This is a genomic window from Aerococcus viridans (assembly GCF_002083135.2).
Classification (GTDB): domain Bacteria; phylum Bacillota; class Bacilli; order Lactobacillales; family Aerococcaceae; genus Aerococcus; species Aerococcus viridans_C.
The window spans coordinates 621,333-640,452 of the sequence record NZ_NBTM02000001.1 but is presented as its reverse complement, the minus strand read 5'-3'; the positions used below and the strand labels follow the sequence as shown (position 1 = coordinate 640,452).

Sequence of the window (19,120 nt, the reverse complement as noted above, 5' to 3'; positions counted from 1 at the left end):
GGGAATTTATGTTATTTGAAAATATTGTAGACGCGATTGGGTATACACCCTTGGTCAAAATTAATGGTTTGGATGAAGATTCTGCGGATATCTATGTCAAATTAGAGAAAAATAATCCATCCGGTTCGGTAAAAGACCGTCCAGTAAAATACATTGTCCAAGACTTGTTGGATTCCGGTAAAGTAGCAGTTGGCGGAACGATTGTTGAGTCAACTTCTGGTAATACGGGTGTTGGATTAGCTATGGTTGGTGCGGCTTTAGGCATCAATGTCGTGATCGTGATGCCAGAATCAATGAGTATCGAGCGTCGTCAATTGATCCAAGCTTATGGTGCGGAACTGATTTTGACAGATAAATCTGGGGGTATGGCATTGGCTGGTGAAACCGCTGAAAAAGTTGCGGCTGAACGTAATGGTGTGGTCTTTGGTCAATTTACAAACGGAGCCAATGTGACTGCCCACGAGGAAACAACTGCCAAAGAAATCTTAGCTGACTTACCGAATGTTGACGGCTTTGTTGTTGGTATCGGTACTGGTGGTACGGTTTCAGGTGTTGGTCATGTCTTAAAAGAGAAGAATCCAGCTACTGTTATTTGGGGTGGTGAGCCAAGTGATTCACCGCTATTAACTGAAGGTAAGGCAGGTCCTCATAAGATTCAAGGGTTAGGTGCCAACTTTATTCCTAAAGTTTTAGATCAATCTATTTTAGACAAAGTAGCGACTGTTTCAAATGAAGATGCGATTGCGGCAGCCAAAGAATTGGCGACTACTCAAGGGATTTTCGCTGGTTTCTCTTCAGGTGCTAATTATGTAGCGGCAAAAGCACTCGCTAAAGAGTTAGGTAAAGGTAAGGTTGTTGTCACCGTATTACCAGATTCAGGTGAACGTTACCTATCAACCGGCCAATTCGGTGATGGGCATGCTGAGTGATGAATTAAATGAAGCCCACCGCGACTTCGCCCAATATATCTATGACCACGATCCAGCGCCCCATTCCATAGAAGAAGTCTTTCTATATCCAGGTTTCCAAGCAGTGATCCGCCATATCACTGAGCGAGAACTTTATTTACAAGAAGACTATTATGGTGCCCGGAAAATGGCAGAAGCCACCCGCAAGGATACAGGCATTGAAATCCATCCTGGTGCCCAAATTGGGGAAAATGTCTTTATCGACCACGGTATGGGCGTTGTCATTGGGGAAACGGCTATTGTTGGCGACCGAGTCAAGTTATATCACGGGGTCACTTTAGGTGGGACTGGTAATGACAAGGGGGCGAAGCGCCATCCGACCATCCAACATGACGCTGAAGTGGGGGCTAACGCTACCGTTTTAGGTAATGTCACAGTTGGGCACCATGCCAAAGTTGGGGCCAATGCTGTTGTGATTCATGATGTGCCGCCCTATGCGACAGCCGTTGGGGTACCTGCTCGCATTATTTTGCATGACAAGAATTGGAACCGGATTGGTGAATACAGTATTTAAAATAGGGGAGTATTGCCCTTTATTTAATACCGTAATCTTGAAAATGGGGATAAATTTCATGACTCAGTGGATATATATGGCTAAAACCGCCTTCATCCACAGTAAATCAGGAAAAGGACACTTTTTAAGGCAAAAGTGTCCTTTTTTGCCTGCATTTTGTGTGTGAGTCTGTGGATTTGTGGATAAGTATGTGGGTAAATGGGGGTGTTTTTGTGTAAAATCTGTGTAAATAATTGGATACTTATCAACAACCTGTGGGAAACATGTGTAAAAACGGTTGAAAACTTGATAAATAAGGCTGTTATTTTTCAAGTGGTGTGAATAAGTTGGTGGAAAGTCATAATCCTGTCTGTGGATTGAATTTGTGACAAAGGCTTAGATAGCGGATGGTTGGAAAATATGTCATAATGAGCCTAGAAAATAATGCGAATTGGAAGTAGGTGTCTATTGATGAGAAGATTGGGCTTTCGTCGGATTTTAGGACTGATATTATTGGGGATTGGGATAGTCATTATGGTCCACCAGGCTTGGCCAGTGGTACAGGTGTATTTAAACCAGCAGGATGTGGCGGTAGCGAATTATACAGCTGAAGAGCTGCAAGAAAACGCGACAGACCAGTCAAATGGCCAGTTTGATTTCAATGAGGTCCGTAATGTGTCGGCGGTAGAAGTCAACCAAGTGCGGTCAGATATTGAATCTGGCGAAGCGAACTTGGATATCTTGGGTGCAGTAGCTATTCCGGAGGCCAATTTAAATACCGCGGTCATTAAAGGGTTGTCTGATGCGGCCATGGTGTCGGGTGCAGGGACCATGTTCCCAGACCAAGTCATGGGCCAAGGGAATTATACTTTAGCTAGCCACCATATCGGCTACGGGACAGATATCTTACTGAATAACATTTCGGATTCAGTGACGGTTGGGGATAAAATTTACTTGACAGATTTGACCAACGTTTACGTATACGATACTTTTTTCGTTGAAGCAGTGAATCCTGATCAAGTGCAATATATTTCGCAAGAAGTGACAGGTGATCCTATTATTACCTTGATGACGTGTACAGCTGATTTGACCCAACGATGGATTGTGCAAGGGGATTTAACAGAGACAGTGGCTTTTGGTGAGGCGCCAGCTGAAGTGAAAGCATTATTTCAGTAGAGCATTCCAATAATGATAAAATAATAGAGACAAAAAACGGCTAGCCCAGTTGAAAGGGTTAGCCGTTTTTAAATAGCATCCTATAAGGATAAAATTGATTTGTGGCTTTGGCTGTAAGTATTCAAGGCTGTTTGGAATTGGTCGAAGGGTTTTGTACCGAAATGAGCTAGCAAGTTTTGCCAGTCATTTTGCCATTCTTGCCCTAAAAGGGGGCCGTAGTCTGCCAGTAGATTGGCGATTTCTTGGAAAGACTTGGCCTGTAAGATGGCCACATTCACCCGGTGATAGGAGACTAATGTTGGTGCTGGTAGTCCTAAAAACCGGTGTTCGAATAGGTCTAAAAAGCTAGCGAAGTCGGGCGCTAAAATGCTGACTTGATCTAAGCCGACATCCATATAGGCTACGGCCGGTTCGCCTTTGTCGCTGACTCGACTAAAGTCGAAATAGGCGACGCGGTCTTGATCTTCGTAAAAGATAATCCCAGTATCTGGAATATTAGGTCGGTGGACGAAGTCATTTTGCCTAGTGATGGACGGGATATGGTAATCGGCGCCTGGTTTCTGTTCGTACATACCAGCGATATAAGGAATATAGACGGCGGTAAGAGCGTCTCGACTTGGGCGTTTACTTGCCACGTAACTGTGTGAGGTATAGCCCCCATTTTGTTGGTTGACCAGATTATGATAAGAAATTGGTAAATCTGCGATAGAATACTGTTTATATATTGGTGATTTAGGTAAATAAGTGTAAAATTGTTTTTGCAATGGAGATGCAATCAAGTGCATGTTGAAAAGCCTCCTTAAAGATTTGACTATCAATCATTGGTATTTTAAAGCTTTTATCTGACGAAAGATAGTGTTTTGAAACGTAATTTGATAAAATATTTACTGGAATAAGAGGTGCACAGCTGTGACAAATGACTATATATACATTTTTACAAACCCTATCTCGAATCAGGTACAATCATTAGGAGTGGGTCTGAAATATTTTACAAGTGCGGTAAATACAGTACCAAATAACTTGTTACTCATCAAGAATCCAAACCATTTAGGTCGTTTTGATGAATTTACCCGTTTCCATATAGTGAGCGGACACGAGGCTGTGAAAGACTTTATTGATGGCCAAGCCAACGAAGTCCAAGCCAAAACCAAATGGATTGATTTTAAATATGAATCCCTATTCCAGCAGCTATCTGACCAGGAAATTGCGGAGCTTTTATTTTTAGGCCATACGGATGCACCGTTGAACCAGCCGACTTTCTATAAGTTGGGTAACCGATTTACCTTTTTCGGTTCAACCTATCCGAATTCATACCCAACAACTAAAATGTACTACCGTGACATTCACGACTTCTTCAGACAACTAGGCTACGTCTTAGCTGAAAAAGTGACTGAAGACATACAGGAGCAAAAGCCCATGTTTTTATTCCGCAAGAAGACGGTCGTGAAAACAGTCAAGCCAGTTCCGATACCGACCAAGCCTATTTTAGGCCACTTAGCTCGGTTGAGTTACGACGGTATCGTCATTACCTTTGAGGGCGCTGACCACGTCGGTGCCAATAAACGGGAATTTCGCGTATACCTAGCTGATGATAACCCACGTTTTGTTGAAACAGACAAGGCCTCACATTTATTATTCGGTAGACTCACCTATGATTTAATAACAGAAACTTGGGACTTCCAAGCTTAAAAACTAACAGATTTTAATAAGACAGACAATCGACGGAGGAATTTTCATGGAAATTATCGTTTTATTCGGTGGAAAAAGTGCGGAGCATGATATTTCTATCTTAACCGCAACAGCCATCATGCAAAATATTCAATACAATCGCCATAGCGTAACACCGGTATATATTGACCGCCAAGGCCACTGGTTTAAAGGTGCGAACATGACCGAAAAACCAGATGCGCAAGCAAACTTCCAGCTAGACCAAGTGGGCCAAGCGATTGTGCCTACTGACGTTTTGCTAGAAGGGACTGACCAAATCGTTTTCCCAGCACTACACGGACCAAATGGGGAAGACGGAACCATTCAAGGTTTATTCGAAAGTTTAAACGTGGCTTACGTTGGTGCAGGCGTCTTAGCGTCGTCGGCTGGTATGGATAAGATTGTCTCAAAACACTTGTTCGACCAAGCGGGCTTACCGCAAGTGCCATTTGTGGCTCTAACTTCATATGATTGGGAGAAGGACCAGGAAGTGGCCATTGAAAAAGTAACCAATGAACTGGCCTACCCAGTATTTGTGAAACCAGCCAATATGGGGTCAAGTGTTGGGGTATCTGAAGCGATTGATGATGCTTCATTATTAGCAGCTTTAACCCTAGCCTTCCGTTACGACCGCCGTGTTTTAGTTGAAACCAGCGTGCAAAATCCGCGTGAAGTGGAACTAGCAGTCTTGGGGAACGACGAAGTTTTCGTTTCAGTGCCTGGTGAATTAGCGAAGGGGCAAGGTTTCTACAACTATGAAGAGAAATACTTGAACAATACCACTGAGATGATCATTCCGGCAGCGATTGACGAGCCAACGGTGGCGAAATTGCAAGACTATGCACGTAAGGCTTTCCTAGCCCTAGATGGGTCAGGTTTATCGCGGGCGGACTTTTTCTTAACGGAAACTGGTGAAATCTATATTAACGAGGTGAATACCTTACCAGGCTTCACCCAATTTTCTATGTACCCAGCTTTATGGGAAGCAAGCGGTAAATCTTACGCTGATTTATTAGAAGAATTGATTCAATTAGGATTAAGTCGCTATAATAAGAAACAAAGTATTCAGCAGTCACTCTAGTCACTGTAGCAAGTCTGATAGGATACCTTAAATAAGTAGTCTAAATAGTCACTAAATCACAGAAGTGATTACAGCTAAGGCGCTGGATGCAAGAATGAGCGACCTTTAATAGTTAGAGAGGCAAGTATGAAACCCACACAGATTAAAGATATCGTAAAAGTCGTTGATGCCATTGATTTCACATCAACTGCTCGGTTTACAGAAATTGATTCAGTCGAATTCGATTCACGATTAATTACCCCAGGCGCCCTGTTTGTACCCTTGAAAGGTGTGACAGATGGCCATTCTTATATTGATAAAGCCATTGAAAACGGGGCGGTAGCGGCCTTATGGTCGAACGACCCCAATGAGGCGCCTGTTGGTTTTCCAATTATTCAAGTAGAAGATACCCTGGTTGCCATGCAGGCGTTTGCCAAGGCTTACCTAGGATGGATCAAGCCGAAAGTGGTTGGGATAACCGGTTCTTCTGGGAAAACAACGACCAAAGATATGACGGCAGCAGCCTTATCGACGGCCTTAAAAGTCCACAAGACAAACGGTAACTACAACAATGATATTGGTTTACCTAAAACCATCCTTGATATGCCAGAAGATACTGACGTTATTGTCCTAGAGATGGGTATGTCAGGTGCTGGTGAAATTTCCTTCTTGAGTAAATTGGCGGAACCGGATGTTGTGGTTATTACCATGATTGGGGAAAACCACATCGAATTCCTAGGGTCACGGGAAAATATCGCCAAGGCTAAATTGGAAATTTTAGATGGCTTGAAAGAAGAAGGGACCTTTATTTACCCAGGCGACGAGCCTTTAATTGTCGACCAAATGCCGGCCGATTTATCGCAATCGACCTTAACAATTGGCTTAAATGAGGATCAAGATATCTTTGCCTTTGACGTAATGATGGACCAGTTCCAATCGACTTTCTTCACCAATTTATCACCAGAATTGAAGATGGAAATTCCTTTATCAGGTGGTTATAACGTACAAAACGCCTTATATGCCTTAGGCGTTGCCTACTCATTTGGTTTATCCATGGAGCAAGTCCAACCTCATTTAGCTGAGTTTTCAATTACAGCCGACCGGGGTTCATGGGAACGTGGGATTTTAGATACGCAGATTTTGAACGATACCTATAATGCCAGTCCTTCAGCCATGAAAGCTGTCATCCGTAACTTCTCAGCTATTTCCTCAAAAGGCATGTCGCAAAAGATTTTAGTCTTGGGAGATATGTTGGAGTTGGGTGCTTTCTCTGATGAATTGCATAAAGAGATTGCTACCGTTATTGGCCTGAATACCTTTAAGCATGTCTTTTTATACGGACCGCGCATCCACCCACTAGTAGATGCTTTAGTTGATAAAGGGATGCATCCAGATTTAATTACTTATATTGAGTCAGACAAGGAAGCCTTGATTGAAGAAGTTAAAGCCATTTTACAACCGGAAGACAAGGTATTGGTGAAGGCAAGTAATGGGATGGGATTAATTGAGGTAGTAGAAGCGTTAAGAATCGCTTCACCGGAAGAATAGTAGGCCTTGAATCCTGTTAGTGTTTGAATTAAACTCTAGCGAGATTTGTGCTTTTCGTTTGTATCTCGCCTTTAGATGTGCTATATTATATTAGCTTGAGTATGTTTAGAGGAGTAGCGGAAATTCTGCTACTAAAGTAATCAATATCAGTTGGAAATAGTCGAGCCTGATGCATTTGGCATACTCGGCTATTTTTGTTATGTGAAAAGCTTTTTCACAGAGATAAATAGTTCACTCAAGTAGAAAAAGGAGAGACTAGATGAAATTTAATGAAATGAATCTATCAAAGCCACTGCTTCGCGCGATCGAAGAGATGGGTTTTGAGGAAGCAACACCCATCCAAGCACAAACAATCCCGATGGCACTTGAGGGGAAAGATGTCTTTGGACAAGCCCAAACAGGTACCGGTAAAACAGCCGCTTTTGGTTTGCCGTTACTAGAAAAAGTACATGAAACTGGTGGCGTACAAGCCCTAATTATTGAACCAACTCGTGAATTAGCTGTGCAAACAGGTGAAGAATTATACCGCCTTGGTAAATTCAAAGGTATCCATACCACAACCGTATATGGTGGTGCATCAATTGGACACCAAATCAAATTATTGAAGAAGAACCCACCAGTTGTGATTGGTACACCAGGTCGCATCTTAGACTTAATTAAACGTGGTGTGTTGAAATTAAATGCTGTGGAAACATTAGTATTAGATGAAGCAGATGAAATGTTGAAGATGGGCTTTGTTGAAGATATCGAATCAATTATTCGTGAATTACCAACAGAGCGTCAAACACTACTTTTCTCTGCAACAGTACCGCAAGAAATCAAACGTATTGCAGATAACTTCATGAAAGACCCAGTAACTGTTCATATCAAAACAAAACAAATGACTGCGGACTTAATTGATCAATACTATACACGTTGTAAAGACTACGAAAAATTTGATTTATTAACACGTTTTGTTGACGTACATAATCCTGAATTGTCAATCGTTTTCGCCCGTACAAAACGTCGCGTTGATGAAGTGGCACGTGGATTAATTGAACGTGGCTATTCAGCTGAAGGTATCCACGGTGACTTAAGTCAAGAAAAACGTTTAGGCGTTTTACGTAACTTTAAAAACGGTAAATTAGATATCTTAGTAGCAACAGATGTTGCTGCACGTGGTTTGGATATTTCAGGTGTAACACATGTTTACAACTTCGATATTCCACAAGACCCTGAATCATACGTTCACCGTATTGGTCGTACGGGACGTGCTGGTAAAGAAGGTATGTCAGTAACATTTGTTACAGGTAACGAAATGTCATACCTACGTACGATTGAAGACTTAACCAAGAAGCAAATGTCTGCCCTACGTCCACCTACGACACAAGAAGCCTTCCGTGGCCAGTTAGCTAACGTAGTTGAAGTAGTAAAAGAGTTAACTGAAGTTGAAAATACAGATATGTATCAAGACGCTATCACTTACTTGTCAGAAAACTACACAGAAGACGAAATTGCATTAGCATTAGTTCGTTCATTAGTGAAAGATCCATCTTCTGTAAAAGTAGAAATCACACCGGAACGTCCATTACCTAACCGTAACAAACGTAACTTCCACCGTAATGCGTCAAACCGCAATGCTGGCGGAAACCGTGATCGTAACGGTAAAGGCGGCGGCTACAAAGGCGACCGTAAAGGTGGCTACAAAGGTAACGCTAAAGACAAAAACCGCAACAACTACGACCGTAAAAAGTCAAACGGTGGTAACAAACAATCAAAAGGCAAATCAGCAGAATTTAAAATTCGTTAGTAAGGTGTAACAATAGTCGTTTAGACTTGTACCGCGCTGCAACAAGAGTCGAATAAACACTATAAGCGTTTAGCGTATTTTGCGAAGTGTCGGCCAAGTCTGGCTTTTGAAGCCCTATTACAGTGCAAAGTTTAAAAGGCTAACATCCAAACCCTTATAGACTTTCGACCCAATCAAACAGGTAAGTGAGGTAAAGTACTTCATTTGCCTGTTTTTTTGCGTAGGCATAAAGGTGCAGATTTGAAATAAATGCGTTAAAATATATATAAACAATATCGTAATAGATGATAGGAAGAGGCCCCATGATTATTGGTTTAGGAACAGATTTAGTTGAAACAGCACGAATTAAGGAGGCGATTGCCGGGAATTCACGCTTCGTCGGTAAATTACTCACAGATAAAGAACTCAGCACTTATCAAGAGATTTATAATGAAAAACGGCAGATAGAGTTTGTTGCTGGTCGTTGGGCTGCCAAAGAAGCCTTCGCCAAAGCTTATGGAACAGGTATTTCAAGTCAGCTACATTTTCACGATATTGAAGTCTCTAACGATGACCAACGTAAACCCATCATTATTTGCAATAAGATCACAAGTCCGATTCATATCACCATCAGTCACACTGACCATTATGCTACTGCAACGGTTATTATTGAGGACTAAGAGTTTAATTAAGAGTAACTAGTCTAGCTTTGATATTATAAATCTTGTAGCTATCAGTTTTCAAAGTTTTTACATTTAAAGTGTACAATTATTGTATATTCAAAAATTTAAATTTTAGCCATAAAAAGGCGACCAATTCCTTATAACTTATACAATGTTAATTGCTAAGTTAATTTCTTTAAAAAGCGGATTTGTCGCCTTTTTAGCTAAATCAACTGTTATAAATTTGGTCATTTTTTCAAATTTTGATAGAGTTATAAGAGACTTTTTCTATAAAAGGCAAAAATTAGGAGGACTAAGTAATGATAGAGTTCAAGAATGTCGAAAAGGTATATCCAGGGGGAACTGCCGCTGTTAAAGACGCCTCTTTGACAATTGATGATGGTGAGTTTGTATGTTTTATTGGGACATCCGGTTCTGGTAAAACAACAGCGCTTCGGATGATTAACCGCATGCATGATCCATCAAGAGGTGAAATTCTGATTGATGGTGAACCAACAACATCAAAAGATCCGGTCGCATTACGTCGCGGTATTGGGTATGTAATCCAACAAACAGGCTTAATGCCACATATGACCGTATATGATAACATTGTAACAGTACCTCGCTTACTAAAGTGGGATGAAAAGAAAAATAGAGAAACTGCAGAACGTTTAATGGAACGCGTGGAGTTACCACTTGAATATTTAGACCGCTATCCAAGTGAGTTATCAGGCGGGCAACAACAACGTATCGGTGTTATTCGGGCCTTAGCAGCCAATCCAAAAATCGTTTTGATGGATGAGCCATTTGGTGCCTTAGACCCTATTACACGTGATGCTTTACAAGAATTAGTAAAAGAACTACAAGTGGAATTTGGTTCAACCTTTGTGTTCGTAACCCATGATATGGATGAGGCTTTAAACTTAGCTGACCGTATCGCAGTATGGCATGAAGGTGACTTAATCCAATATGATACGCCAAACGAAATTTTACGTAATCCAGCTAACGAGCATGTACGTGGTTTCTTAGGTGAAGAACGCTTAATGCAAGCGCAAACTGATTTCATTACAGTAAAAGAGATCATGTTAACCACACCATTAACTGCCACCTTAGGGATGTCTTTAGCTAAGGCGATTACAATCATGCGTGATAACCATGTCGATTCGCTATTCGTTATCGATGATGACAACCATCTAAAAGGGCTATTGACCTTAAATGATGTGGCTTCACGTACAGCAAACTCAAGTTTATCTGTTGCAGATGTGATGCATACGAAAATTCGTCCTGTATTTGAGGATGCTTTAGTACAAGACACAACTACGCAAATACTAAAAGGACGTATTCCTAATATGCCAGTGGTTGACCGTGAAGGCCGTTTAACTGGTCTGGTTACCCGTTCAGCATTGGTAAACCTTGTTTACAACTCAATTTGGGGTGACGAGGAAGAAATTGACAAATTAACTGATGAACCCCTATTCGAGAATGCAGAAACAACAGCAGTTCACCCAATTGAAGCGCCTACTGAAGGAGCTGATAAATAATGCAAGAGTTTATTGCCAGCCAAGGTAGTGAGGTTATTCGCCTACTTTGGGAGCATATCTATGTGTCACTAATCTCCCTAGGTCTCGGGGTTATTGTGGCTGTGCCACTAGGAATCTTATTGTCACAAGTACCCAAAGTAGCCAATGTCGTGATTTCTATCGTATCAGTGTTACAAACAATTCCAACGTTAGCACTTTTAGCTTTAATGATTCCCTTCCTAGGCGTTGGTAAGGTGCCGGCAATTGTCGCCTTATTTATCTACTCGCTATTACCGATTCTCCGTAATACTTACTTAGGGATGTCGAACGTAAACCCAGATTTACTTGACGCTGCTAAGGGGATGGGGTTGAAACGGATGCAAATTATTCGCCAAGTACAACTACCACTCGCAGTACCAGTTATTATGGCGGGTATTCGTCTTTCAACAGTCTATGTTATCGCCTGGACAACACTTGCCTCATATATCGGTGGTGGTGGCCTAGGGGATATGATCTTTAACGGATTGAACCTATTTAGACCAGACTTAATTTTAGGTGGTACGATTCCTGTAACCATCCTTGCGGTCATTGTTGACTTGGTGATGGCGCGTATAGAGGATTGGGTTACACCAACAACCTCTTCTAAGAAAGGAGATGAATCACTTGCGTAAAATGAAATATCTTAAGACATCGATTGTTGCTGTCTTATCGACAATTATTTTAACAGCTTGTTCATTACCTGGATTAGGGGGATCATCTGAAAATGGTATTTCCATTGTTTCCGGATCAACAACTGAACGACAAATCTTAGGGCATATTGTTGAGGGGATGGTGCAACATTACATTGATGCACCAACAAACATTATTCCAAACTTGGGCTCATCAACCATGAACCACCAGGCCTTAGAAACAGGGGACGCCAACGTATCAGCAGTAAACTATACCGGGACTTCACTAACAGGTGAGTTGGGTATGGAAGCTGAAACAGATCCAGAAGTGGCCTTAGAAACAGTTATTTCAGAATTTGATTCGCAATATGATATGCATTGGTACACACCAGGTTATGGTTTTGCCAACACTTATGCCTTCATGGTTCGCCGTGAAGATGCAGAAGAATATGGTTTAGAAACAGTATCTGACTTAGAAGAATACGCTGACGAATTTTCAGTTGGTGTAGATAATACTTGGTTAAATCGTGAAGGTGATGGTTACGATGCTTTTAAAGAAGTTTACGGTTTTGAATTCTCTGAATTGTACCCAATGACGATCGGTTTGGTTTATTCAGCCGTATCATCTGGTGAAGTGGATGTTGTATTAGGTTATTCAACAGATGGTCGTATCATTTCTGAGGACTTAGTTGTCCTTGAAGATGATAAACGTCTTTTCCCACCATATGATGGGGCTGCAGTTGTTACAAATGAAGCACGCGAACAGTATCCTGAATTGGATGGCATTTTCCAAAAATTAGCTAGTACAATTTCTGACGAAACCATGCAAGAATTAAACTTCCAAAGTGACCAATACTTACTGGAACCACAAGTCGTTGCAGAACGCTTTTTAGAAGAAAATAACTATTTCGAAGATGCAGAACCCTTTATTGAACCAGTGTCGCAAGATAATTTAGGAGGTGAAGAATAATGGTTGACGTTACACAATTAGACTTATTTGAGCAAATCGTGTATTACTTCCAGCAAAATGGGATGTACCTATTATCACAATTCTTCCGCCAACTATTGATGACCTCTTACGGGGTAGTCTTTGCGATTATTGTGGCCGTACCCTTAGGTTTCTTTATTGCCCACAAGCGTAAAACATCTAGCTTTATCATAGGTTTAGCCAACATTATTCAAACTGTGCCGAACTTAGCCTTACTTTCAGTAGTTATGTTAGTGATGGGTCTAGGACCTAACTTGGTTGTATTCACCATCTTCCTATATTCAATCTTACCAATTCTAAGAAATACTTATACCGGTGTTATCAGTGTAGATGATACAATGGTAGATGTTGGTAAAGGGATGGGGATGACCCCTTGGCAAGTGATTTATAAAGTTGAATTACCACTAGCGCTTTCAGTTATTATGGGTGGTATCCGTAATGCCTTCATTACAGGTATCGGGATTTCCACAATCGGTACATTCGTTGGTGCCGGTGGACTTGGTGACGTGTTGCAACGCGGTGTAAATGCATCAGATGGTACTTCTATCATCATCGCAGCTGTGATTCCAATCTCACTTATGTCAATCCTAGCTGACTGGTTGTTAGGACTAATTGAAAAACGACTAGACCCTTCATCAACCAAATAATCTAGCAATAAATGAAAGGATGAGTTAATGGACTGGAGTTTATTACTGCAAATCTTTCTCATCAACCTGATATATATCATGTTGAATACCATACGAACTCTATTAGCCATACGTGGTTACCAAAGAATTGCACCGGTAATTGCTGTTGTAGAGGTGACGATTTACACTCTAGGATTATCTATGGTAATGCAATATTTATCTAATCCGATTTACCTAATTGCCTATGCCCTAGGTTTCGGTGTTGGGATTTATTGTGGGATGCTAATTGAAACCAAACTTGCTCTGGGCTACTCAGTAGTCGAAGTTTATGTGCAAAATGACGACCATACCCTAGCTAACGCCTTACGTGAGCGTGGCTACGGGGTAACCATTCAAGTGGGTTACGGCCGTGACGGTGACCGGTTAATCTTGACGATCCTGACACCGCGGTCAAATGAAGTCTATTTACACCGGACAATCGATGAAATTGATCCCAAAGCATTCTACCTATCTTATGATGCCAAATATATCCATGGCGGTTTCTGGTCTAAACGGGTAAACCCGCGTTTGATCAAACGGTCGAAAGCCAAAGACCAACAAACCGACAATATTGTGGTTGAAGAAGTAGAATCAAGAGAAGAGTACGTGGAAGAAACAGGTCACTTATTCGAAGAATAGGTCAACCAAGCAACAAAAGACCCTTCAACTAAGCAAGATACAGATGAAAACTCAGGTAAAGAATAGGTAGTACAACAAAAAGCAGTGATTGACAACAAAGTCAGTCACTGCTTTTTTATAGGCAAAATAACGCTATTCCTATCTTGTATTATTGTCAAAGTTACTGTATTTTTATAACTGTTGTTCGCAACCATCCAACAGAAAAAAACTAGGAGGCATTTTTATGAAAACAAGAAAATTGGTGAACTCAGCTATGATCACCGCGATTTACATCGTTTTAATGTATTTCGTCCAACCTTTAGGATTCGGCGCCATTCAATTCCGCGTATCAGAGGGCTTGAACCACTTAGCCGTTTTCCACAAAGACTACAAATGGGGCGTCGTACTGGGGGTATTCCTATCTAACCTGATGTTCTCAGCAACTTTAGGCATTTATGACATCGTATTTGGGACACTGCATACATTGCTATCATTCTTAGTGGCCGAGTACCTATTCAGATTCGCTAAAGACACCAAACAACGCATGTTCATCATCAGTATGGTATTCTCAGTCATGATCTTCATCATCGCGCTAGAATTATTCTGGGTGATCCAACTCCCATTCTGGTTGACATACTTCACTACATTCTTAAGTGAAATCATCATCATGGGAATCACCGCACCACTATTCTATTACTTAGACAAACGCCTAAACTTCAGAAAATTGATGGAAGGGTAATTGCTTGTCCTTTAGAGGGTTGATTGCTAAAATACGTGAGGAAAGACACATTATAACCGTCTAATAAAGGTGGAGGGATAACGCATGCGTGTATATCAATTAACAGTAGGACCTATCCAAGAACATCCTTACTTTATCGTCAAAGACAACAAGGACACACTGATTATTGATCCTGGTGACCAGGCAGAAACAATCGAAGAACTAATCGCAGAAAACCAGTTAAATCCAGTAGCAATTCTCTTGACCCACGCCCATTTCGACCACATCGGTGCTGTAGAAGACATCCGTGAGCGCTACAACATCGATGTTTGGCAGCACATTATTGAAGCCGACTGGTTGAAAGACAAGCAAACCAGAATTCCTAAAACCCGTACCCGTTATTGGAACAAAATGGGGCAACACTCCATTGCTGGCTTCACTTTTAAAACCGCACATGTACCAGGGCATTCCCCAGGATCCGTTGTATATATTTTTGAAGAAGACGGCTTCGTCGTTGCTGGCGATACCTTATTCAAAGGGACTATTGGCCGAACCGACTTAGACCACGGTGACCAAGATGCCTTGATCTCAGGCATTAAACGTCATTTGTTGACCCTACCGGATGAAACCCAAGTTCTACCGGGACACGGCGGGATTACGACAATCGGTCAGGAAAAGGCGACCAATCCATTTTTACAAGGCAATCTCTAAAAAAGAAATGGATATTTATAAATATAGAAAAAACCTAGTCCAATGAAGCCATTACGGTAGTCAAAGGTCTAGGTTTTTTTGTATATAAATGTACACCTTAGCTCAAGGCAATTGATTTTGTATTACCAACTGAAATAATCTTATAATTCTTCCGTTCAATCCTTGAGATAATTTTCTCAAGCGACTGATGAGAACAATCACCTTTTAATGAAATGATGATATTTGATAAGTCAGTTTTCGGATCAACAGTTGTGACGACTGTATTGATAGAAGCGAAGCGACCGATAATGCGAGAAATTACTGCCAAGGCACCCCGGTCTTCCTGGTTTGCTTCGATAGTCAGGACAAAGCCGTCCTCATCCAATGACCAAGCCTTGAACAAACCGCGTTCAAAAGCACGGTGAGTTAGGATGCCATAGAAGGTATGGTCTTCGTTTAAGACACTGATATAAGGCAGGTCCCGAATGGCAAAGATAGTTTGGAATAGGGTTGAATTGGTATAGATGTATTTCGTCGCATTCTTTAGATGGTGGGTAACCGATACATCTAAAGACTCGTCATTTGATAGTCTCTTGTAAATATGTTGTCGGTAAATGTTTCCGCGATACATCGTTCCGGACTGGCTTAAAATCGGCAAGGACCGGAAATTATTTTCTTTCATAATGTCTAAGGCTTCTTGTAATGTATTAGCCTCGGTGACATATTTGATGTCCTCCCGCTTGATACTTAATTCGCGGATGTTCATATGTATGACCTCACTCTTTCGTTATATTCGACCTCATTATAACATAAAAATGGCAAAATCATGCTAAAGATTATAGCAAGGTTAGAAGGTTGCAAAAATGGCTGCAGGTACTCTACAACGTGTTGCATGGCCAGCATCTAGAGGTACTCCGGATATTCCATTCTACGTCAACGAAATCCCAACAATTTAGGTAGCAGTGAACCAACCAGTTGCTTTAGCTGATGTACCTCAAGTACAAACTTAGATCAACGCTTATGATGATAAAGACTTCAACCTAGAAATCTTATTAGAAAAATTAGCGCAAGGTCCTGAAGCGTTCAAAGATGTTGACTCAGTTGATTCATTCACTAGTTTCGAAGATACTCATTACTCCTCAGCTGACGTATACGCTGACCGTGTTAACCTAGCTAAAACTAAATTAGAATCTGTAGAAATGAGGGATATTTGTTTTCTATACAACTCCTTTAGTTTGTTGGGTTTTGTCTCTTTGCAAAACAGTTAGTCAAAAATTTTTAAAACAGGATGAGATCCGCAATCTTTACCCATACTTATAAGTTGAATCTTGCCTTTTAAACCTAGTGGTTGTATACTAAAATCAGATTATTGTACATACATATAATAAAGGAGAGAATTCGACATTATGGGAGATCCTGGGGCCTCAAACGTAGGTGGACAGATATTATTAATTATTGTTTTAACATTGGTGAATGCCTTCCTGGCAGGGGCTGAAATGGCCTTTGTATCTGTGAACCATTCAAAATTAGAAACTATGGCAGAAGAAGGAGATATAAAATCTCAAAAAGTACTAAAACTTCTTGAAAACTCTGATGATTTCTTATCAACGATTCAAGTAGGAATTACTTTTGCTGGTTTCTTCTCGTCTGCAGCAGCGTCTACCACCTTCGTTTCTTATTTAGAACCGTATCTATCTGGTATTCCAGCAGGTGAGACAATTGCTACGGCAGCTGTAACCTTAATCTTGTCATACTTTACATTGGTATTAGGTGAGCTATATCCAAAACAATTAGCTTTACAAGTGCCTGAATCGTATGCACGACAATCAGCTGGTATTATTTCTGTGTTAAAAACATTCTTCAAACCTTTCGTATGGTTGCTAACAGCGTCAACAAATATATTGAAGAAAATCACTCCACTCGAGTTTTCTGAAGATAGCCAACAATTTACTCGTGAAGAAATTCAAGGGATTATTAATTCCTCACGTCGTGAAGGTGTAATTGATAGTGACGAGTTCCAGATGATGCAAGGTGTATTATCCTTGGATACTAAATTGGCTAGAGAGGTAATGACACCTCGTACAGATACCTTTATGGTAGATATTGAAGATGACAACCAAGAAATCGTAAATGAAATCTTAAGCTCGCAATATTCTCGTGTGCCAGTCTTTAAAGATGACAAAGATAACATTGTTGGGATTATCCATACAAAAGATATTTTACGTGAAGCGCGTAAAGTAGGGTTTGAAAATATCGAAATCACCAACGTTCTTAAACCAGCTTTCTTTGCACCGGAAACCAGCTTTATTGATGATTTACTATTCGACTTTAAGAAAAATCACCAACATCTCGCCATCATCAAAGATGAGTATAATGGTGTAGTTGGTTTAGTTACCCTAGAAGACTTAATCGAAGAAATCGTCGGCGATATTGAAGATGAATATGATGAAATTTCACATCTTTACAAACGCATCAATGATACCACCTACATCATCAATGGAATCATGCCAATCGATAAGTTTAACCAATTATTTAAAACAAGTGTAGAATCCGATGAATCAGATACCATCGCAGGTTACATGATTGAAATTCTAGGTTACTTCCCTGAAGACCGAGCAGAAGAAGTAATCCGAATCGAAAATTATAAACTAATGACTACTGCAGTAGAAAATGGACGTATCCGTGGTATCCAAGTTAAGAAGTTAGATATCGATGAATTAGCTGAAGAAGAAGTAGAAGAAAATAAATAGCATTAAAAAGTTCGGAATCTTTCCGGACTTTTTTCAACTAAAAGGAGTAAATATGACTCAAGCAAACGAAGTAAACAAGACTAAAGAAAAAGTAGTGCAAAATGAAATGATGGACCGCCCAGTAGTAGAAGCAGGTGTATTGAACTTCATGCGTACTGGACAGAACGACTTTCCAGCACCACTAAAAGAATTAGAAGATTACGCCCATGAAAACCGCGTACCAGTAATTCCTCATGAAACAGCAGTTTTCTTAGACTTTTTATTAAGTATTAAACAACCAAAGAAAATTCTAGAAATCGGTATGGCCATCGGATTCTCTGGATCACTAATGGTTTACGACCACCCTGAAAGAACCTTAGATACCATCGATCGTTATGACAAAATGATTGCTGCTGCTAAAGTCAACTTTGAAAAATTAGGTGTAGCAGACCAAGTGAGTATCCATGAAGGTGACGCCAAAGATGTATTGCCAACTCTAGAAACTAAATATGACTTTGCCTTATTAGATTCAGCGAAAGCAAAATACTTCGACTTCTTCCCGTTAATCATGGACCGACTAGAAGTTGGCGGGATTTTGATGATTGATGATATCTTCCAAGGTGGTACAGTCTTTAATAAATTAGATACCATTCCAAAACGTGTGCGGAAAATTCATAAAAAATTAAATCTACTTTTAGAAGAAGTGGTGGGGCATCCAAACTTAAAAACCTCTGTCCTACCCTTAGGTGATGGAGTCTTACTTGTAGAGAAAATTGATGATACAGATTTCTCCTACATGTTAGAGAAAAATTTCTAGGGAAAATATAGATAGAAATCAAGCCGTGTAGGGAACTTCACGGCTTTTTTCTTAACCTGAAATTTGAGAAGGGAAAATCTGTCAAATATTTTTAATTCGAAACCATTGACTTTGATAGAATAGGGTGCTAATATAAATATCCAATAGCGGAGACGACAACGTGCGTTAAATACTATTGGAAAATACTTGTTGACTTGGTTCTAAACTTGAGTTAATATACAAAAGTTGCTTGTTAAGGGTGACAATGAGATGCAAAAGAAATTTTAAATTCTTGTTGGTAATAGCTCAAGGCAAGTGATATGATATTCAAGTCGTCAACACGACA

The 19,120-nt window shown here is 40.5% G+C and carries 19 protein-coding genes; 17 read left to right on the top strand and 2 right to left on the bottom strand.

Going from position 1 to position 19,120, the window contains the following annotated elements; all coding sequences use genetic code 11:
• The first annotated feature begins 8 nt into the window (after positions 1-8).
• From cysK to A6J77_RS03215, 3 genes are all read left to right on the top strand, one after another.
• The gene (gene cysK / locus A6J77_RS03225; protein ID WP_083068166.1) at positions 9-929 is read left to right on the top strand and encodes a cysteine synthase A; all 921 of its coding nucleotides are present in this window, start codon (positions 9-11) and stop codon (positions 927-929) included.
• Positions 919-1,482, top strand: a complete 564-nt coding sequence (gene epsC / locus A6J77_RS03220) for a serine O-acetyltransferase EpsC (protein ID WP_083068164.1) — start codon at positions 919-921, stop codon at positions 1,480-1,482. Before cysK ends, epsC begins: the two co-directional genes overlap by 11 nt.
• A gap of 450 nt (positions 1,483-1,932) precedes the next feature.
• Positions 1,933-2,637: a class A sortase gene (locus A6J77_RS03215; protein WP_083068162.1), complete on the top strand. Its 705-nt coding sequence runs from the start codon at positions 1,933-1,935 to the stop codon at positions 2,635-2,637.
• An 80-nt stretch (positions 2,638-2,717) separates the two neighbouring features.
• On the opposite strand, the gene A6J77_RS03210 is transcribed toward A6J77_RS03215, so the two are convergent.
• Positions 2,718-3,422 (bottom strand): SMI1/KNR4 family protein, encoded by a 705-nt coding sequence (locus A6J77_RS03210; protein WP_083068160.1) that lies wholly within the window; start codon positions 3,420-3,422, stop codon positions 2,718-2,720.
• A 124-nt stretch (positions 3,423-3,546) separates the two neighbouring features.
• Between A6J77_RS03210 and A6J77_RS03205 the strand changes: the two genes are divergently transcribed.
• The 12 genes from A6J77_RS03205 (at position 3,547) to A6J77_RS03150 (ending at position 15,270) form a co-directional block, all read left to right on the top strand.
• Complete coding sequence (locus A6J77_RS03205; protein ID WP_083068158.1) at positions 3,547-4,326, top strand: hypothetical protein; 780 nt, start codon at positions 3,547-3,549, stop codon at positions 4,324-4,326.
• A 46-nt stretch (positions 4,327-4,372) separates the two neighbouring features.
• The gene (locus tag A6J77_RS03200; RefSeq protein WP_083068157.1) at positions 4,373-5,425 is read left to right on the top strand and encodes a D-alanine--D-alanine ligase; all 1,053 of its coding nucleotides are present in this window, start codon (positions 4,373-4,375) and stop codon (positions 5,423-5,425) included.
• A gap of 126 nt (positions 5,426-5,551) precedes the next feature.
• Positions 5,552-6,952 carry a UDP-N-acetylmuramoyl-tripeptide--D-alanyl-D-alanine ligase gene (locus tag A6J77_RS03195; RefSeq protein WP_083068155.1) on the top strand — a complete coding sequence of 467 codons (1,401 nt, stop codon included), beginning with the start codon at positions 5,552-5,554 and terminating at the stop codon, positions 6,950-6,952.
• A 259-nt stretch (positions 6,953-7,211) separates the two neighbouring features.
• Entirely contained in the window at positions 7,212-8,741 is a 1,530-nt protein-coding gene (locus tag A6J77_RS03190; protein WP_083068153.1) for a DEAD/DEAH box helicase, read from the top strand.
• A gap of 302 nt (positions 8,742-9,043) precedes the next feature.
• Positions 9,044-9,400: a holo-ACP synthase gene (gene acpS, locus A6J77_RS03185; RefSeq protein ID WP_083068151.1), complete on the top strand. Its 357-nt coding sequence runs from the start codon at positions 9,044-9,046 to the stop codon at positions 9,398-9,400.
• Positions 9,401-9,702: 302 nt separating this feature from the next.
• Positions 9,703-10,923, top strand: coding sequence for an ABC transporter ATP-binding protein (locus A6J77_RS03180; RefSeq protein WP_083068149.1), 1,221 nt, complete (start codon positions 9,703-9,705; stop codon positions 10,921-10,923).
• On the top strand, positions 10,923-11,573 hold the full coding sequence (locus tag A6J77_RS03175) for an ABC transporter permease (protein WP_083068147.1): 651 nt from the start codon (positions 10,923-10,925) through the stop codon (positions 11,571-11,573). Before A6J77_RS03180 ends, A6J77_RS03175 begins: the two co-directional genes overlap by 1 nt.
• Positions 11,557-12,540: an osmoprotectant ABC transporter substrate-binding protein gene (locus A6J77_RS03170; RefSeq protein ID WP_083068146.1), complete on the top strand. Its 984-nt coding sequence runs from the start codon at positions 11,557-11,559 to the stop codon at positions 12,538-12,540. The genes A6J77_RS03175 and A6J77_RS03170 overlap by 17 nt, the downstream gene beginning before the upstream one ends.
• Positions 12,540-13,205 (top strand): ABC transporter permease, encoded by a 666-nt coding sequence (locus A6J77_RS03165; protein WP_083068144.1) that lies wholly within the window; start codon positions 12,540-12,542, stop codon positions 13,203-13,205. Before A6J77_RS03170 ends, A6J77_RS03165 begins: the two co-directional genes overlap by 1 nt.
• Positions 13,206-13,232: 27 nt before the next feature.
• The gene (locus A6J77_RS03160; protein WP_227645109.1) at positions 13,233-13,862 is read left to right on the top strand and encodes a DUF2179 domain-containing protein; all 630 of its coding nucleotides are present in this window, start codon (positions 13,233-13,235) and stop codon (positions 13,860-13,862) included.
• A 223-nt stretch (positions 13,863-14,085) separates the two neighbouring features.
• Positions 14,086-14,580 carry a QueT transporter family protein gene (locus tag A6J77_RS03155; protein WP_083068142.1) on the top strand — a complete coding sequence of 165 codons (495 nt, stop codon included), beginning with the start codon at positions 14,086-14,088 and terminating at the stop codon, positions 14,578-14,580.
• Between the two features lie 84 nt (positions 14,581-14,664).
• Entirely contained in the window at positions 14,665-15,270 is a 606-nt protein-coding gene (locus tag A6J77_RS03150; protein ID WP_083068141.1) for an MBL fold metallo-hydrolase, read from the top strand.
• 97 nt (positions 15,271-15,367) lie between these two features.
• Here the strand turns inward: A6J77_RS03150 and cbpA are convergent, their stop codons facing one another.
• Positions 15,368-16,015 (bottom strand): cyclic di-AMP binding protein CbpA, encoded by a 648-nt coding sequence (gene cbpA / locus A6J77_RS03145; protein WP_083068139.1) that lies wholly within the window; start codon positions 16,013-16,015, stop codon positions 15,368-15,370.
• 640 nt (positions 16,016-16,655) lie between these two features.
• Here cbpA and A6J77_RS03140 point away from each other — a divergent pair.
• On the top strand, positions 16,656-17,999 hold the full coding sequence (locus A6J77_RS03140) for a hemolysin family protein (protein WP_083068137.1): 1,344 nt from the start codon (positions 16,656-16,658) through the stop codon (positions 17,997-17,999).
• 52 nt (positions 18,000-18,051) lie between these two features.
• Positions 18,052-18,795 (top strand): O-methyltransferase, encoded by a 744-nt coding sequence (locus A6J77_RS03135; RefSeq protein WP_083068135.1) that lies wholly within the window; start codon positions 18,052-18,054, stop codon positions 18,793-18,795.
• The last annotated feature ends 325 nt before the right edge of the window (positions 18,796-19,120 follow it).

Bases quoted from the DNA above. Each gene is read 5' to 3' on its own strand.
- cysK (WP_083068166.1), top strand. From the start codon at position 9: ATGTTATTTGAAAATATTGTAGACGCGATTGGGTATACACCCTTGGTC.
- epsC (WP_083068164.1), top strand. From the start codon at position 919: ATGCTGAGTGATGAATTAAATGAAGCCCACCGCGACTTCGCCCAATAT.
- A6J77_RS03215 (WP_083068162.1), top strand. From the start codon at position 1,933: ATGAGAAGATTGGGCTTTCGTCGGATTTTAGGACTGATATTATTGGGG.
- A6J77_RS03210 (WP_083068160.1), bottom strand. From the start codon at position 3,422: ATGCACTTGATTGCATCTCCATTGCAAAAACAATTTTACACTTATTTA.
- A6J77_RS03200 (WP_083068157.1), top strand. From the start codon at position 4,373: ATGGAAATTATCGTTTTATTCGGTGGAAAAAGTGCGGAGCATGATATT.
- A6J77_RS03195 (WP_083068155.1), top strand. From the start codon at position 5,552: ATGAAACCCACACAGATTAAAGATATCGTAAAAGTCGTTGATGCCATT.
- A6J77_RS03190 (WP_083068153.1), top strand. From the start codon at position 7,212: ATGAAATTTAATGAAATGAATCTATCAAAGCCACTGCTTCGCGCGATC.
- acpS (WP_083068151.1), top strand. From the start codon at position 9,044: ATGATTATTGGTTTAGGAACAGATTTAGTTGAAACAGCACGAATTAAG.
- A6J77_RS03180 (WP_083068149.1), top strand. From the start codon at position 9,703: ATGATAGAGTTCAAGAATGTCGAAAAGGTATATCCAGGGGGAACTGCC.
- A6J77_RS03175 (WP_083068147.1), top strand. From the start codon at position 10,923: ATGCAAGAGTTTATTGCCAGCCAAGGTAGTGAGGTTATTCGCCTACTT.
- A6J77_RS03170 (WP_083068146.1), top strand. From the start codon at position 11,557: ATGAATCACTTGCGTAAAATGAAATATCTTAAGACATCGATTGTTGCT.
- A6J77_RS03165 (WP_083068144.1), top strand. From the start codon at position 12,540: ATGGTTGACGTTACACAATTAGACTTATTTGAGCAAATCGTGTATTAC.
- A6J77_RS03160 (WP_227645109.1), top strand. From the start codon at position 13,233: ATGGACTGGAGTTTATTACTGCAAATCTTTCTCATCAACCTGATATAT.
- A6J77_RS03155 (WP_083068142.1), top strand. From the start codon at position 14,086: ATGAAAACAAGAAAATTGGTGAACTCAGCTATGATCACCGCGATTTAC.
- A6J77_RS03150 (WP_083068141.1), top strand. From the start codon at position 14,665: ATGCGTGTATATCAATTAACAGTAGGACCTATCCAAGAACATCCTTAC.
- cbpA (WP_083068139.1), bottom strand. From the start codon at position 16,015: ATGAACATCCGCGAATTAAGTATCAAGCGGGAGGACATCAAATATGTC.
- A6J77_RS03140 (WP_083068137.1), top strand. From the start codon at position 16,656: ATGGGAGATCCTGGGGCCTCAAACGTAGGTGGACAGATATTATTAATT.
- A6J77_RS03135 (WP_083068135.1), top strand. From the start codon at position 18,052: ATGACTCAAGCAAACGAAGTAAACAAGACTAAAGAAAAAGTAGTGCAA.